This window comes from Singulisphaera rosea, from assembly GCF_054877945.1.
This window is the reverse complement of record NZ_JBTYIP020000029.1, coordinates 103387-120025: the sequence shown is the minus strand read 5'-3', so window position 1 is coordinate 120025 and position 16639 is coordinate 103387. Positions and strand designations below refer to the sequence as shown.

General features: G+C 67.8%; 8 protein-coding genes. 7 read left to right on the top strand and 1 reads right to left on the bottom strand.

What is annotated here, in order from left to right:
• Positions 1–40: 40 nt before the first annotated feature.
• Both ACYOEI_RS33060 and ACYOEI_RS33055 read left to right on the top strand, forming a co-directional pair.
• Complete coding sequence (locus ACYOEI_RS33060; RefSeq protein WP_462854257.1) at positions 41–625, top strand: 3-keto-disaccharide hydrolase; 585 nt, start codon at positions 41–43, stop codon at positions 623–625.
• 182 nt (positions 626–807) lie between these two features.
• A complete protein-coding gene (locus tag ACYOEI_RS33055; protein WP_462854256.1) occupies positions 808–1779 on the top strand; it encodes an aldo/keto reductase in 972 nt (323 codons plus the stop codon).
• A 183-nt stretch (positions 1780–1962) separates the two neighbouring features.
• Here ACYOEI_RS33055 and ACYOEI_RS33050 read toward each other — a convergent pair whose 3' ends face one another.
• Entirely contained in the window at positions 1963–2397 is a 435-nt protein-coding gene (locus tag ACYOEI_RS33050) for a CBS domain-containing protein (RefSeq protein WP_462854255.1), read from the bottom strand.
• A 315-nt stretch (positions 2398–2712) separates the two neighbouring features.
• On the opposite strand from ACYOEI_RS33050, the gene ACYOEI_RS33045 reads away from it, so the two are divergent.
• From ACYOEI_RS33045 to ACYOEI_RS33025, 5 genes are all read left to right on the top strand, one after another.
• Positions 2713–4164 carry an ArnT family glycosyltransferase gene (locus tag ACYOEI_RS33045; RefSeq protein WP_462854253.1) on the top strand — a complete coding sequence of 484 codons (1452 nt, stop codon included), beginning with the start codon at positions 2713–2715 and terminating at the stop codon, positions 4162–4164.
• Positions 4140–4940, top strand: a complete 801-nt coding sequence (gene panB / locus ACYOEI_RS33040) for a 3-methyl-2-oxobutanoate hydroxymethyltransferase (RefSeq protein WP_462854251.1) — start codon at positions 4140–4142, stop codon at positions 4938–4940. The genes ACYOEI_RS33045 and panB overlap by 25 nt, the downstream gene beginning before the upstream one ends.
• A 137-nt stretch (positions 4941–5077) precedes the next feature.
• Positions 5078–5437: a 4a-hydroxytetrahydrobiopterin dehydratase gene (locus ACYOEI_RS33035; RefSeq protein ID WP_462854249.1), complete on the top strand. Its 360-nt coding sequence runs from the start codon at positions 5078–5080 to the stop codon at positions 5435–5437.
• A 436-nt stretch (positions 5438–5873) separates the two neighbouring features.
• Complete coding sequence (locus ACYOEI_RS33030; RefSeq protein ID WP_462854246.1) at positions 5874–9332, top strand: carbohydrate-binding protein; 3459 nt, start codon at positions 5874–5876, stop codon at positions 9330–9332.
• 40 nt (positions 9333–9372) lie between these two features.
• Positions 9373–16437, top strand: coding sequence for a hypothetical protein (locus ACYOEI_RS33025; RefSeq protein WP_462854245.1), 7065 nt, complete (start codon positions 9373–9375; stop codon positions 16435–16437).
• Positions 16438–16639: the final 202 nt, after the last annotated feature.

The following is a 16639-nucleotide window of genomic DNA, read 5'->3' as shown; positions in this document are numbered from 1 at the left end:
GGGCCTCCGATCCCGCCTCACCCTTTGGGAGAACCGCCTCATGTCGTTGCTCGCGCTCGTCCTCGCCGCCTCCACACTCGGAGCCCCCGCGGAGGGGCTGAACACCCCGCCCCCCGGCTTCATCGCCCTGTTCAACGGCAAGGACCTGACGAACTGGAAGAAGGGCGAGAAGGACGCCACCAAGCACTGGAGCATCGTCGACGGCGTCCTCCACTACGACGGCAAGGGCGACAGCCTCCGGACCGCGAAGGACTATGGCGACGTCGAGCTCTACGTCGACTGGAAGATCGGCAAGAAGGCCGACTCCGGGATCTATCTCCGGAGCAACCCCCAGGTCCAGATCTGGGACGACCCGGTCGGTTCGGGCGGCCTCTACAACAACCAGAAGAACCCCAGCAAGCCCACCAAGGTCGTCGACAAGCCGGTCGGCGAGTGGAACACGTTCCACATCATCATCAAGGGGGACAAGGTCTCCGTCGACCTCAACGGCGTCCGCGTCGTGGACGACGTGACGATGGAGAACTACAACAACCGCTCCAAGCCCCTGCCGGCGACCGGCACGATCGAGCTCCAGCACCACGGGAACCCGCTCGAGTTCCGGAACATTTATCTGAAAGAACTTTGATCGGACCCTTTGGCGGGTTAAGTGTCTGTCTCGAAAGCGTGCTCCGAAACCCGTTTTCTTCTTAAAAACGGGTTTCTGACTCCCGCGACGTAGACGACTCTCGCGGGATGTCGTCGTGGATTCCCACAGAAACCCGTTTTTTAAGAAAAACGGGTTTCGGGACAGACTCTAAGGTGAACGCGATGCAATACCGGACGTTGGGCCGAACGGGATGGTCGGTCGGTGAGATCGGCTATGGGATGTGGGGGATGGGCGGGTGGACCGGGTCGGACGACTCGGAGTCGCTCGCCTCTCTGGAACGCGCCGTGGACCTCGGCTGCAATTTCTTCGACACGGCCTGGGGCTACGGCGCGGGGCATTCCGAAGGCCTGCTCGGCAAACTCGTCCGGGCGCATCCGGAGCGGGAACTCTTCGTCGCGACGAAGCTCCCGCCCAAGAACTTCACGTGGCCGTCGCGGCGGGGGTTCACTCTCGACGAATGTTTCCCCCCCGACCACATCGTCGAATACGCCGAGAAGAGCCTCGAGAACCTCGGGCTCCCTCGGATCGACCTCCTCCAGTTCCACGTCTGGGAAGACGCGTGGGCCCGAGACGAACGGTGGCAGAAGGCCATGGACGGCCTCAAGTCACAAGGGCTCGTCCGAGCGGTCGGCGTGAGCGTCAACCGCTGGGAGCCGAACAACACACTCGAGACCTTGCGCACGGGGCTCGTGGACGCCGTCCAGGTGATCTACAACATCTTCGACCAGGCCCCGCAGGACGAGCTCTTCCCGCTCTGCCGGGAGTTGAACGTCGGGGTGCTGGCGCGGGTCCCGTTCGACGAGGGGACCCTCACCGGCCTGCTCACCAAGGAGTCGCGCTGGCCCGAAGGGGACTGGCGCAATACCTACTTCGTCCCCGAGAATCTCTCCGCCAGCGTGGATCGCGCCGAGGGGTTGCGGCCCCTCGTCCCCGAGGGGATGACGATGGCCGAGCTTGCCCTGCGATGGATCCTGGCCGATCCCTCGGTCTCGACGATCATCCCCGGGATGCGCAAGATCAAGAACGTCGAGGCGAACATCGCCGCCAGCGACGGTTCGGCCCTCGACCCTGGTCTGCTCGCGAAGCTCGCCGGCCACCGATGGGACCGGGTGCCGACCGAATGGTCGCAATGAGAGGCGATTGTCACGTCGGTTCTCGACGGGAAAGGGGCCGGCGTTGACACTGTCAGAGGTCCGGTTTTTTTCTTAAAAACCGGGTTTCTGAGGGACAGTCGACGACTTCCCGCGAGGGGTTGTCGACGTGAAGCGGATCAGAAACCCGGTTTTTAAGAAAAAACCGGGTTTCGAAAACGGTTCTCAGAGCGAGCCGTGGATGTACGACAACAGGTGTTGATTTTCGGAATTGACACGCTCATAAAGGACTTTGATCACATCCCCGACGGAGACGATCCCTTCGAGTCGGGAGTCGTTCAGGACGGGGACTTTCGCGATCCGGCGTTCGCTCATCTTGCCCATGACGTCGTCGACGTCGTCGCCGAGGGCGCAGGTCACGGGGTCTCTGGTCATGAGCTCGGAGACACGCATCCGGCGGAATCGCTCGCCGTGGCTGTGGATGCCCCGGAGGACGTCACGTTCGCTGAAGATGCCGACGAGGCAGCCGTCGTCGTCGATGACCGGCAGCGAACCGATGTTGTTCTGGACCAGCCGGGCGATCGCCTCGGCCACGGTCTCCTCGGCCTCGATGGAAATCACCCATCCCGACTTGGATTTGAGGACATCACGGACTTGCATGTCGCGTCTCCCGCGATTGCCACGATCGACGGCACCGGAGGCGCCTCGGCCTGGAGTTGTCCCGCGATCGTCGCCCGAGAAGAAACAAAGAAGTGACGAGTCCAGGGATCCTGACATTTCCCTCGGAGCAAAGCAAAGACTTTTTGGATGTTTTTGAAGATTTCGAGGTAGATTTTCAGAAATAAATCCAAGCATGTACGACAAGGATTTGTCTATTAAGAGGCCCGTTTTCAAGACGCTCGACATCGGCCCCGGTCGCCGGCCCCCGATGGATTCAGGAGGTCGCCTCTGCACCTTTCTCGCGAAAAAACCGCGTTGATCGCGCTCTTGCTCCTCACGCTCGGATTGCGTGCGTGGAAGCTCGACCAGCCGATCGTGGAGAACTACGTCGGGCGGCAGATCCCGACGGCGATGGTCGCGCGGAATCTCGACCGGAGTTGGCGTTTCCACTCTCCGGAGCTCGACACCGGCCCGTTCCCGAACCTGTTCCTGGTCGAGCCTCCGCTGTATGCGGCGACAGTCGTCGTGCTGCGACGGCTCACGGGCCTCACGCTCGAGGAGGCGGGTCGCCTGACCTCAGCCCTGGCGACGGTCCTCGGGGCCTGGGGGCTCTTCGGACTGGCCAGGCGTCGGGAAGGGAGCCGAGACGCCCTGCTGGCCGTGGCGGCCTTCGCGATCTTCCCGGTGACGATCCGATACGGACGCGCCTTCCAACCCGACGTCCTGATGCTCGGGACCCTCCTCGCGGGCCTGCGCTTCTGGGATGACCACGAGGCCGAAGGGGGACGCCTGCGTCTCGTCGCAGGGTGCGTCCTGGTCGCCTTGGGATTGGCGTTGAAGGTCGTGGCGGCCTACATCCTGATCCCTCTGGTCGCCGTGATCCTCCGACCGCGAAGCCCTCGCAAGGTGGCGGTGGTCGTCTCGTTGCTCGTGCCGGCCCTGGCCTGGTACGTCTACGCGGCGACGATGATCTCGACCGGGCGAGGGTCGCGGGCCTCCGCCGATAATCGGGCGATCTGGATCCAGGTCTTCTTCTCAGGTGCCTTGTTCCATCGGGCGACCCTAGTTTGGATCGTGCGGAACTCCCTCCGCGCGCTCACCCCGCCCGGGCTCGCGATGGGGGCCGCCGGGTTGCTCCTGGGGCGCAAGGGCGACCGGCTGTGGTGGGTCTGGGGCGCGTCCGCACTCGCGGCGATGGGCGTGCTCGCGGCGAAGCTGCACCACGAATACTACTGGCTCGCGATCGCCCCGGTCGTCGCCGTGGGCGTGGGGACGACCCTGGGGAAGATCCTGGATGGGAGCCGAGCCCTGGGCGTGGTCACGGCGCTGGCCCTGGTCTCGCTCGCGCTCCTCCAGACGTCGAAGACCTGGCAGACGCCACCGGAGTGGGCGGGCCTGCGTGCCTCGGCGAGGATCCTTCAGGCGGAGGTCCCTCACCACGCCTTGGTGGTCGCTCCGGAGGCGCTCTTGTTCGAGGCCGATCGACGGGGCTGTCGACTCGAGCTCGATCCGGAAGCCGCCGCGAGGGCGGCCGGTGAGTGGGGAGGGACGATCGATGGGAAAGATCCTCTGGCGCTCGTCGAGTTCTACCGATCCAAGGGCGCCCATTACTTCGCCGACCTGGAGAGCGTGGAGCCGGAACGGCTGGCCTTGCACAAAGCGATCCGAGGGCGATACAAAGTCCTTGTGGGCAGTCCCGGCACCTTGCTCGCGGAGCTGACCGACCCCCAAGGACGCGCCGGATGGCACCCGAGAAACTCGCCGTAACCCCACCCGATTTCGCCCGTTGGAAACAGCAAGGGCGGAAGATCAGCCTATTGACGGCCTACGACTACACGACCGCCAAGCTGCTCGATGACGCCGGGGTCGACTGCTTGCTCGTCGGCGACACGCTCGGGATGGTCGTGCAGGGGCACAGCACCACCTTGCGCGTGACGCTCGACCAGATGGTCTACCACGTCGAGATGGTGGCCCGAGGCGCCCGGCGGGCCCTGGTCGTGGCGGACATGCCGTTCCTGAGCTATCAAGTCTCCCCGGAGCAAGCCGTCCTCTCCGCCGGCCGGTTCCTCAAAGAAACCGAGTGCCGGGCCGTCAAGCTCGAAGGCGGCCGGCGCTCGGCCAAGACGATCCGGGCCCTGGTCGACGCGGACATCCCGATCATGGGTCACGTCGGCCTCACCCCGCAATCCGTCCGTCGGCTCGGAGGGTTCAAAGTCCAGCGCGACGCCGAGGAGATCCTCGCCGACGCCCACGCGGTCGCCGAGGCCGGCGCCTTCGCACTCGTCCTCGAGTGCGTGCCGAGTGATGTCGCCGCTCAAGTGACCGCCGAGATCCCAATCCCCACGATCGGCATCGGCGCAGGCCCCCAGTGCGACGGCCAGGTCCTCGTGACACCCGACCTCCTCGGCCTCTTCGAAGGTTTCCGACCCAAGTTCGTCCGCCGTTACGCCGCCCTCGGTGACGCCATCCGCTCCGCCGCCGCGCAGTACGTCGCCGACGTGGCCTCGGGCAGCTTCCCGAACGAACAGGAAAGCTTCCAGTAAGCGTTCTTTCCAGACTTCGACGTCGCAACTCCATCGCTCGTCGAACTCCGTCCGGCACGTGAGATGCGACGGGAGGGTCGAGGGCAGGATCCCACCTCCCCTGAAATCCCGTTGGCCGACGAGAGGAGCCCGAATCCATGAGCACCACCGCCGACGAGTTGGCGAGGAAGCAATGTCGCCCCTGCGAAGGCGGGGTCCCTCCGATTTCCCCCGAGGAGGCCAAGTCGTTGCTCGCTGGCCTCGAAGGTTGGGAACTGGTCAACGACGGTCAGCGCATCGAACGACGATGGACGGCCAAGAACTTCATGGCCGCCATCGAGTTCTTCGACCGACTCGCCGTCCTCGCGGAGCAGGAAGGCCATCACCCCGACCTCCACCTCGAAGGTTATCGCAACGTCGCCGTCGTCCTCTGGACCCACGCGATCGGCGGGCTTTCGGAGAACGACTTCATCCTCGCGGCCAAGATCAACCTCGTGCCGTTCGCCGTCAGATCTTGAAACCCTTCAAATCCGGCTCGAGCTCGGAGTGAGGGTCTGCGCCGAGCGGTTCTCCGTCCTGCGGGGCACGTATACACCCCGATCCTCAGCACATCCGGCATATCCCGTCGCGGTTCGCTCATCCGTTCAGAAAATCCCCCGATCCACGGAGGTACGATCCCTCGTATATCTCCTAGAAGGAGATGCCGGGGTGGTTCGGTCATCCGACTCGGCAAGACAACGGGCTGCCGGAGACTTTGTGGCCTGGGCAGGACGCGTCGTGGCAGGTGCCATTTCGGGGTGGTATAGTTATCCGGAAGGATCTTCGCCCACCAAAGGCGAACGAACCGATTCGGTCTCCGCTCGGGGTGGGCGTCGCGTGCGCCGGAGTTTCCCTCTCAAGCAGCACGTTGGTGGCCCCCTTTCCTCGCGAAGGTCCAGAGATTTGCAACGGCTCATGCGGCTGAAGATCTTTGGCACGCCCTCCCTCGCCCTCGCCCTCGCACTCGCCCTGGCCCTCCAGGCCGGGGGGAGCCGGGCCGAGGAACTACCGGCGAGCGACAAACCCGCGGATCCGCCGATCAACATCTACCTGAAGGGGCCCGCCGACCTCGGCGACTTCCTCAAGTCGATCGCCAAGCCCGAATTCATCCTGATGTCGGGCGAGGAGTGGAAGGCTCAGCTCGAGCAGGCCCGGCGAGGAAAGCCGACAGCCGATCCCTGGGCCGCGGTCCTGCGTTCGGTCGTCCTTCGGGGGAAGGTCGACGGCGACCTGGCAAAGCTGACCCTCGAAGCCAGGGTCCAGGCCTCGGGGCCGGGTCCGAACTGGGTATCCCTGCGGCTCGACGGCCAGACCGTCACCGGGGCTTTCGAGGGAGACCAGCCTCGGAGGCTACGGGACGACCCGAAGGGCGGGTGGCAGGTCGAAGTCCAGGGCGTCGGCGAGCACACGCTCCGTGTCGAGCTCAAAGTCCGCCTCGGCTCGACGACGGAAGGGCACCGCCTCCAGGTCGCGATCCCCGAGACGCCCGAGACGGAGATCCGACTGGACGTGGACCGGACGGTCTCCGAGGCCTGGACGGGTTCGACCGACGGGCCGACGGGAGGCGCCGAGCCGGTCGAATGCCAGCCGACCGAGGAAGGGCGTGCGACCCGGCTGATCGCCCATCTCTCTCCCAGATCTCGCCTCGACCTGACCTGGAAGATCGAGATCGACCCGGCCGCGCAACTCCCCCCGCTGCTGTCCATGCAAGGGGAGATCGCGATCGACGTCAACCCGGGCTCGCTCCGGACGCGTTCGTCATGGCTGGTGAAGTCGGTCCGAGGGGCCTCCCGCAACCTCAACCTGAGGCTCGCCCCGGAGGACGAGGTCCTCGAGCTCACGCTCGACGGCCAGCCGGTCCCGACCGCGCTCGAACCCGTCGATGGGGCCATCCGGCTGACGATCCAACTGACCGACCCGCTCCGCCCTGGCCCGACGAAGCGCCTCGTCATGTCGACACGGAGGATCTTGCCACCTCAAGGGCCGGCGAAATTGTCGTTCCGGGGGTTCGCCCTGGAGAACGCCAAGGAGCAGTCGGGGGCGGTCGGCATCGTCCAGCAAGGTGGGAACCTCTTCGTGAGCGGCCCGGCCGGCCGAGGCCTCCTCCAGATCGACCCTCGGACCGAGTTGCCTCCCGACCTGCGGGCTCGCCCCTCCACGGTGCTCGCCTATCGGTTCGACGACCAGCCGTTCGACCTCGACCTCCGGATCGACCCGTCTCCGCCTCTGGTCCGCACCGAGGCGAGCACCACCGTCCTCCTCGACGCTCGACAGGCACGCGTCGACACCTGGCTCCGGGCCGAGGCGGCTCACGGGAGGCTGTTCGACCTCCATATCGTCCTCCCGCCAGGCCTGGAACTCGAGTCGGTCGGCCCCAACGAGACCGTCGAATCGCAGCAGCTCTCCTCGGAAGCCGATGGCGCCCGGCTCTTGACCTTGCGCCTCGCGTCGAGGGCCCAGGAGGGGACGGCATTCCGGATCCATCTCACCGGCAGGCAGGCCATCGCCCCGGCGCAGCCCGTCGACCTCGCCCTGTTTCGACCCCGCGAATCGGCCTCGGGGGGAGGGCGGGTCGCAGTCGTGGTCGAACGCAACCTGACGGCCGACCTCGCCGAGCACGACGCCGGTTCGGACGTGCTCGCCACGTTCCGTCCCGCGCTCCAGGCCCCCCCCTCGGACTGGCCTTGGCCCCGAGAACGGCCCGACCCGGCGACGGGCCCCGCGCTCTGGCTCAGATACGACGGGAACCCCACGCGACTGCCCCTCCGCGTCGTCGCCCACCCGCGCTCGCTCTCGACCGAGACGGACCTCTCCGTGGAGGTCGGCCGGCTCGGGATCGAGACCCGACAGGAGACGACCTGCAACGTCCACTTCGGCGCCCTCGAGAACGTTGACATCGAGGTCCCCCGCATTCTCGCGCGTCGCTGGGAGCTCGAGGATGGCAACCTCGCGAGCCGCATCGACCTCGGCGAGACCACGACGGGAGGGCGCCTCGTTCGTCTCAAGTTCGCCCGTCCCGTCACGGGCAAACTCTCGATCGGATTCCGCATCCGACAGCCGCTCGCCGTCCCACTCCAGCCGGCCAAGGCGAGCGACCTCGAGGTCGACTGGATTCGCTTCCGTGACGGCCAATCCGAGCCTCCTCGGGCCCGGGTGAAGACGGATTTCGGAGTCAAGCTCGAGGTTCGGTCGTCGGAGTGGACGCGGGTCGAGGGGAATGAAGGCCCGTCGGCGTCGGAAGAGAGCGGGGAGCCGCTCCGGTTGTCGATGTCGGACCCGAGGGACGAGCCCCTCGACGCCCCGCTCCGCTTGACCGCGACCGCCCCGGCCATGTCCGCCTTGCCGCCGTTGGTTGCATCCCGCCTCTGGCTACGGACGCTCCAAGGCCCGGATAACGAGCTTCGGACGACGGCCGCCTATCGCCTCGAAACCCACCCCGGGGCGATTGTCCTGGCACTCCCCGTGGATGCAAAGTTGATTCGCGCCCGCATCAACGGCGAAACCATCGCGCAGGTCGAGCATTCGCCTCGCTCGGAACGTTACCGGTTCCGACTCCCCAGGCGCCTCGGCCTCGGGACGGCCTCGTTCGAGGTCGAATACACGACTCTCGGTCGGCCGAGGTCCGCCTGGGATCCCCCCCACCTGCTCGACGACGGGGTGGTCCAGCAGACACTCTGGGAGGTCCGCATCCCCTCGGGCCGGGCGCTCGTCGGCATCCCCCGCGGTTGGGCCGACGAGAATCAATGGTACTGGGATTATTACGTCTGGAAACGTCACCCATGGAAGTCGACGGCGGCCCTGGCGACATGGGCGGGCACGACGATCGGGAACCCCAAGGCGACCGAGGAGTGGGAGAATGACGGCCGAGACGGCTATCACAGCTATCTCTTCGGCCAGCCCGGATCCCCCCCGGCGCTCCGCCCGCTCATCGCGTCGAGGGCCGAGCTCGTGGCCCTCTGCTCGGGGACCGCGTTCGGCCTGGGTGTGCTGATCCTCTACCTCAGGCCGCCGTTCCGCCTCCTCGGGACGATCTCCGTGGCCCTCGCGTTGGCCTTGGGGATGGCCCTCGAACCGGTCGGGACGTTCCTGGCGATCCAGTCAGCGGGGGTGGGGGTGCTGTTCACGCTCGTGGCGATGGTCATGAAGCGCTTCGTCGAGCAACCACGCCGGTCGGTCGCCGCGGTCTTCGGCGAGCCGGCCACCTCGCCCGCGCCGTTGCTCCCCGGGTCGTCGGTCAGCCGGCCGTCTCCATCGGAGGTCGGGGCCGACGAGTCGACGGCGATCCGGGTTCGGGCGGCCTCGACGATCGATCATCTCCCCGTGGCCACGTCCCTGGGTCCCGAAAGCGCCACCGGCCGAACCCCGACTCGTTGACGAAGCCGGAGTTGTTCGCGCACTCGAGGAAGAGTGACCCGTGACCATCGTAACAGCTTCGAAACGGCTCGCGCTCCCGATCCTCCTCACCCTGCGGGCGGGCGGCCCCCTCGCGGCGTTTGTCGCGTTCCTGGCCCTCCAGCTCGGCGCGGGGTTCCCCGAAGTCGTCACGGTCCGCGTCCCCGCCGCGAAGGTCGATACATGGTTCCCGCCCGGGACCGAGCTCCGTGGCACCTCGGCCAAGGAGTTGAAGGCGTTGATCGAGGCCGCGAGGGCGGGCGAACGCGTGCGAACGTCGCAACACGCCCCTCGGATGTTGAGGGCAAGCCACTTCGCGCGTTGGGACGCGGACGTGCTTGTCGGCCGTTCGGAAATCGTCGTCGAACCGCCCGGGGCGAGCCCCGGACTGTTACGACTCTCTCCCTGGACCCCGGCGATCGACCCCGGCGAAGCGGCGTCGGGCCGGCTTCGTATGCTCGACGACGGCGGGACCGCCGTCTGGGTCGACGCTTCGACTTCGACGATCACCCTGACCTGGCAACTCGGCGCCCGACCCAACTCGTCGGGCCGCGGGTTCTCCCTCGGCCTGCCCGCGACCGAGGCGGCCAGCCTGGTCCTCGACCTCCCCGAAGGCTGGACGCCCGAAGGGCCCGGCGGGATCCGCCAAGGGCCCGAGCCCTCGGCGACGGAAGGGCGGACGCGTTGGCAATTCGACGGGAAGGGGGGGCTCGTCAACCTCCGACTCCGCGACCCCGCCAGCAGTCGAGACGCGAGTTCGGAGCCCCAACCCTGGGTCTCCGGGACGACCCGCATCGAGGTCCAGGGGGCGTCGGCCACCTGGTCGGCCTCGTGGACGGTGAACGTCGACCCCCAAGGCCCGCGTCGAATCCAGGTGGAGCTCGACCCTGGGCTCGAGCTCCTCGACGTCACCGGCCCCTCGGTCGCCGAGTCCCGGGCCGAAGTGGTCGGCGGTGCCACTCGGGTCTCGGTCCTGTTCGACGACCGAGTTTCGGGGCCGACCCCGCTCCGGTTTCGCGCCCTGGCACGAGTCCCCGGCGAGGGGGCATGGACGATCCCCTCGTTGAGGCCGAGGGATGCCGCCTGGACGGGCGGCCTGACCATCCTCAAGCTCGACCCGACGCGGGTGCTGTCGGATTGCCGCGAAGAGGCCGGGCATCGCATCGCCCCTCGACCCGGCGACAGTGCGGACGAGAACGCGATCGTTTTCGAAGCGACGTCCCCTCGTCCCGTCGCCACGCTCGTTTTCAGCAAGCCCAGGATTGGCGCGTCCGTCGACGTCCAGGGGCAGCTCTTCCTCGGAAACGCGGCGCCTCGGATCAAGTGCCGCCTCTCCTGGTCGGCGATTCGCGGCCATCTGCTCGCGCTCGATGTCGACTTGCCTCCGGCATGGGTCCCCGAGGGCGTGCAGATCGAGGGGATCGACGCCGCGCCGGCATGGCACCCGGAGACCTTGCCGGGGGGCGAGGTCCGTGTCCACGTCCAGCCACCTTCGGGGGACGTCGCGCGGGACCCGATCGTGCTCAACGTGGTCGCGACGGCTTCGATCGGCGGAGGCCGAGGGCCGCTCTCGCTCCCCCGCGTCCGGCCCGTCGGAGTCCCCGTGTCCGACGAGCGCTGGGTCGCCTGGACCGAGGCGGGGCTGACGCTCCAGCCGACCGCCGCACGAGGCCTCGCGTGGATCGACCCGGCCCTCGCGGCCGAGCGGCCCCAGGCCGAGGGTGGGATGCACGAGGCCCTCGCCTGGCGTTGGGTCGACGACCGCGCCGAGGCGAAGGTGGACCGCGAACGTGCCCGGACCGATCCCACCGGCTCCGTCCGGATGATCGGGACCGTCGACCGCGACCATCTCCGGCTCGACTGGCGGATCGCGGCCAATAACCCCGAGGAGTCCATCCGTTCGCTCGCGGTCGTCGTCTCCGAGCCGATCGGAGGCCTCCGGGACTGGCGATTCACGGACGAAGTGACAGGACTCGAGGTCACCCGAAGGCCCCTCGCCGCGGAGGCCCGCGCCGCGCTCGGGTTTCCCGAGACGGGCGACGCCTGGGAACTGATCCTGCCCCGCCCCGGCGCGGGGCCCGTCGCGATTCGATCGCGACTCACCGTCCCCCGGCACGACTTCGAGCGAATCCCCCTCCTGACGCTCCCGACGCGATTCCGAGGCCGGAACCTCGCGGTGATCGAGGTCGCTCGCGACGTCCTCTCCTCCGTCGAACCCGTAGGCCTGGACCGACTCGACCCGAGGATCTCGGCCGAGGACGTCGGGCCGGGCGGCGAACTCGGCGAAGGCGACCTGCCAGACCTCGGGCCGAGCCCCTATCGCCCCGCACACGCTTTCGGATACACGCGCCCGGGGGGGCGGCTGGCACTCCGCACCGAAGGGCTGGTGCCCGCTCGGAACGAGGGCGTGATCGACGAGGCGAATCTGACGACGTTCGTCGACCGAGTCGGGCCGCGCCGCCACCGCCTCACGCTCCGAGTCGCCGCCGAAGGGGCCAGGTCCATGGGCCTGACCATGCCGGATCGTGCGACCGTCCTTCGGGTCCGTCGCGACGGTCAGGACATCGCGCCGGTCCGCGACGGCTCCGAGATCTCGATCCCGCTCCCGGCCGCCACCCCGAAGCGCTCAAGCTGCACGATCACCCTCGAATACGTCACCCCGACGCGTGAATCGGGGCGTGAGCTCCTCCTCCGCCCCGAACGCCCGAAGTCCTCCCTCCCTTACCTCGACTTCTGCTGGAAGGTCGTCGCCCCCGAACCTTGGGAGTTGGCGGATTTCGGGCCGAGCCTCATCCCCACAGACCCTATCCCCTCGACCTCGTCGGCCCACCGATTCCTCAGCCGTTGGCGAAACCCTTGGGGCTTCGGACAAGACTCGTCGTCGAAGCGAGACGAGGCCATGCTCCGGGATCTCGACCGCCGGGTCGCCCGAACCCGCGTTGAGGAGATCGCGCTGGGGGAGTGGTTCACTCGCTGGGATGCCCTGCCTTGGCCCTTGCTCGTGGACAGCATGGCGCTGGAATCGGCGGGGATGGGGCCGCGAACCCGCGTCATCCCCCAGCACCCCGAGACGCCGAGCGTCGGGTTCGCGCGAGCCGTCCTCCAACCGCTCGGTCTAACCGTGGTGCCGATCGGCAACAGCCTCCTCATCACAACCGAGAGTGAGGCCGCGACCGCCCCAGGCCAGGCTCGACGGACGGACACGGCCGCAGGCGGGTCACTCTGGCCGGCCAGGCTCCGCGAAGCCGCAGCCTGGGGCTCCGACGTCTCCGGCCGTATCCAGTCGATCGGCCGATGGAGGGGCGAGGCCACTCCGAAACTCGCCCCCACCGGGGAATCGACCGACCTCGAACCGGTCGGCGAAGGGTGGAGAACCTGGAGGTTCGCCGCCTCCGGCTGGCCGGAGGAGGGGACCGAGGTCAGCCTTCGAGACGCTCGAGCGGGGACGGCCTGGGAGTGGGTGGCAACCCTCGCCGTCCTGGCGACGGGTGTGGCGGTTAGGGGCCTTTCGCCCCACCTCCGGGCGGCCGTCCTCTCGACCCTCCTGATCACCTCCGTATTGGGCGTGGTCCGCGACGTCCCCCTCGCCCCAGGTACCTGCATCGGCGGCCTCGCGGTGTTCTTCTACTGGGTCGGCCGTTCACTCCGGGGGACCGACCGATCGCATGCGTCCACATCCCACCTCTCGGGGAGGACCAGGGTCGCCGGCGCCGGGGTCGTCCCCCTGGCGATCGCGGGGATCGCATTGGCGGCACTGATGGCTCCCCCTCGAGCCGCGAGGGGTCAGGCCGGGGACGGGCAAGAGCCCATCATCGTCCTCCTTCCTTATGATGGGGCCCCCGACCCGAAGGCCGAGCCCGACCGCGCCATCCTCAAGCTCGCCGACTACCGACGGCTCGAAGCCCTGGCACAGAGCGGGCAGGGGGGAGCCCCCTCAAGCCTCGCGGCCCTGGATGCAACTTATCGGATCACGGGCGGCGAGGATCGGGACGTCATCGTCGACTCGCAATACGAGCTGATGGCGGTCGGCGACGGCCCCAAGAGCTGGGCGATCCCCGTGGGCCCGGCCCGCAATGTCATGGCCACGGTCGACGACGACTCGGTCCCGGTCCTGATCCGCCAAGGAAAGGCGGTCGTGTCGGTCCCGAAGCCCGGCCGACACAAGCTCACGATCCGGCGGACATTCGTCCCTCGTCGGAACGGCGACGTCTCGTCGCTGAGCCTGCCGATTTCGCCCATGGCCGCGGCACGAGTCGTCGTCGAGGAAATCCCTCTCGACCGCCGGGTCACCCTCCCGACCGCCCGAGGACGTGCTGCGGCGGAGGAGGGACACGTCTCGAGTACACTCGGGCCGACGGATCACCTCGAAGTCCACTGGCAACCGAAGCAGGGAGGAGAACGAGCGGCCCGAGCGGGGATCGTCGAAGGCCTGATCCTCTGGGATACCGAGCCATCCGGCGACCGCTTGCGGGCGCGACTGACCTACCGCAACCCGATGGGGACCTCGGTCATTCGCCTCCGCGTCGAGCCGGACTTGCTCATCCGGCCGGTCAACCTGCCTGGGCTGGTGGACGTCACTCGGCAGGGGACGGCCGAAGCGCCCGAGTGGGTGGCCAGCATCGAGCCCCCCTTGCCCGACGGGGCCACGGTCCAGCTCGTGGGCTGGCGGCCTTTGAAGTCGCCCAGGCTCGAACCGGGGCTTCACACCCGGATCGTCCCGAGGATCGAGCCGCTCGACGTCGAGTCCTACCTCGGCGCGTTCGGCTTCCGCAGACCGGCCGACTGGTCGGGACGGCTTGGCGCGAGTCTCGGGGGCGAACCCCTCACCGAGGAGGCCTTCGTCAGGGCCTGGGGCAACCTGCCTGAAGAGCCCTTGACCCTCTCCGGGGTCACCCGATTCCTCAGGGCCCCCGAGCCCAACTTCGGCCTGTTGACGGGCCCCCAGCCGGGCCGATTCCTCGTCCAGCCGAACGTCATGCTCGCGGTCGAGCCCGGACGGGTCGCGGTCGACCTCAAGGCCGACCTCGTCGAGACGAGCGGGAAGGTCAATCACCTTGCACTCGAAGTCCCCGAGGCCCTGCGGGTCGTCCGAATCGATGGCGGAGGGTTGACCGACTGGACTCGTGAGGCAGGTCGGATCCGGCTCCGTTTCGACGGGGCGTCGGCCCGGCAGCGATCTATCCGGATCCAAGGATGGCTGCCGGTCCTGTCCGACCCAATGTCGACCATCCCCGGACGCCTCGAGTCGTCGATCCCCTGGCCTCGCTGGATCGACGCCGAGACGGGCACGGGGACGCTCACACTCCAGGGGCCGACGCCGATCGAGCTCGAGTCCAGGACAGGAGTCAGCCCGATCCCCGTCGCAGCCTCCGTTTCTGCATCTTCGGGGACGACCAGCCCTTCGACGCGGAAATCCTACCGGGTCGACCTGCCCGCCGGCCCGGGGAAGATGCGTTGGGCGGTCGAGCCGCCTCGAGTCGCGGTCCAGGTCCGGAGCCACCTCACGCTCCACCCCGACTCCGCGGAGTGGGTCGCCGTCCTCAGCTATGATGTCTCGGGAGGCGCCTGGGACGCCTTTCACCTGAAGCTGCCGACCGAGTGGGCGTCCGTCGCCGAGGTCGAGGTCGCGGGGAATCCCCATCCTTCGCTCACCTCGGTGACCCGAGGCAAGGACACCTTCTGGACGATCCGCCCCGACCACCCGATCTGGGGCTCGCGTCGCCTGATCATCCGCTCGGTCAGGACGGTCTCGGAGGCCGAGACCGTCACCTTCCCCGACCTGAATCCCCTCGGCCGAGGCTCGGTCGACACGTACGTTGCGATCGCCAACGCCTCCGGTCGTGACCTGACGACCGAAGGATCGCCCGGCCTGCAACCGATCGACGACCAATCCCGATTCCTCGACGAAGCCTTCGCGGGCCAGCATGCCCCCGCGGACAGCGTCTTCCACGTTCGGGCGGGGACATGGTCACTGACCGTCGGCCCTCCCCGAGATGCGAAGACGATCGCCGCCGCCGAAGGCCAGTCGCGGGTGGCGCTGGCCGTCATCGATTGCGGCCTGCGCCCCGACGGCCTGGTTCTGGGCTCGGTCCGCTACGAGGTCGAGTCGCACCCCGGGCGGTTTTTGCCCGTCGTCCTCCCGGCCGGCTCCGAACCTCTCTGGGCGACGGTCAACCGCTTACCCTCGCGTCCGATGCTGGCCTCGTCCGGACGTTGGCTGATCCCGCTCGAGGAAGAGGTCGTGAACGAGGTGACCCTGGTCTGGCAATCCGTCCTTAAACGCGAGCCCCTCCAGCCCTGGCATGTTCCTCTTCCAGCCCTGGCCGAAGGACGGGTCCCGACCCTCGTGACAATCAATGCCCCCCCGTCGGGGACCGTCACGAGCCCGACGCGGGGCCTGGTTTCGATTCCCCTCGGCCTCATCGAGGCGGAGGAAGGGGATTGGTTGCGTCGTTCGACGGCCGAGACGCTCACCCGGATCGACCGAGGGTCGCTCCACGATCGCGCGGCCCTGGTCTCGGCACTCGTCCGGGTCGAGTTGATCCTGCGAGGATCCGAACGCGCCGCGGAGTGGGACCCGAGTCGCGGCGCGACGACCTCTCGGGATGAATGGACGCGGCGGCTCGCCGAACGGATCCAGTCCGTTCGATCCGGCCTCCAGGAATCCATCGAAATCGCCGGGCTCGACGAGTTCGCGCGGGAAGCCCGTGTCCATCTCGGCCAGGAAGCCGAAGTCTCCGGCACGCCCACCGTCGAAATCCCCGAGTCGGCGTCGATGGTCCGGATTCGCCGCCTCGGCAAGCCCTACCAGTTCCGCGAAGACACTTCCGACAACGGCCCGCGACCGTCCCTGCTGTGGTCCCCCAAGGCACCCGCCCAGACGACCGGGCCTTGGGAGAACTGGCAACTCCTCCCTACCCTCGCAATCATCCCTCTCCTCGTCTGGGGCCTCGTCGGTCGCCAGTCTCGGGGGGGGCGGCTCACGCTCGTCGCCTCGTCCGTCGTCATGATCGCCATCGGAGTCGTCGCCGGCCCCTTAGCCTTGGGCCTCGTCCTCGCCCTCACGGTCCTCGGACGGTTCAGTTAGCACGATGAGCATTACGGTTGCACGACGCCGGTACGGCGTCACCGATCGGCCTCGGTTGAGAGGTCGAATCGAGAGCGGGGTGGGGGCATCGTCTCGCTCGACCTCGCCTCATTCCACTACAATGCATCTGATGCGGGCCTCTCGAGGAATATCGTATGCCGTTGGTATATCGGGCAATGAGAGCCGACGGAGATGGGTTTCC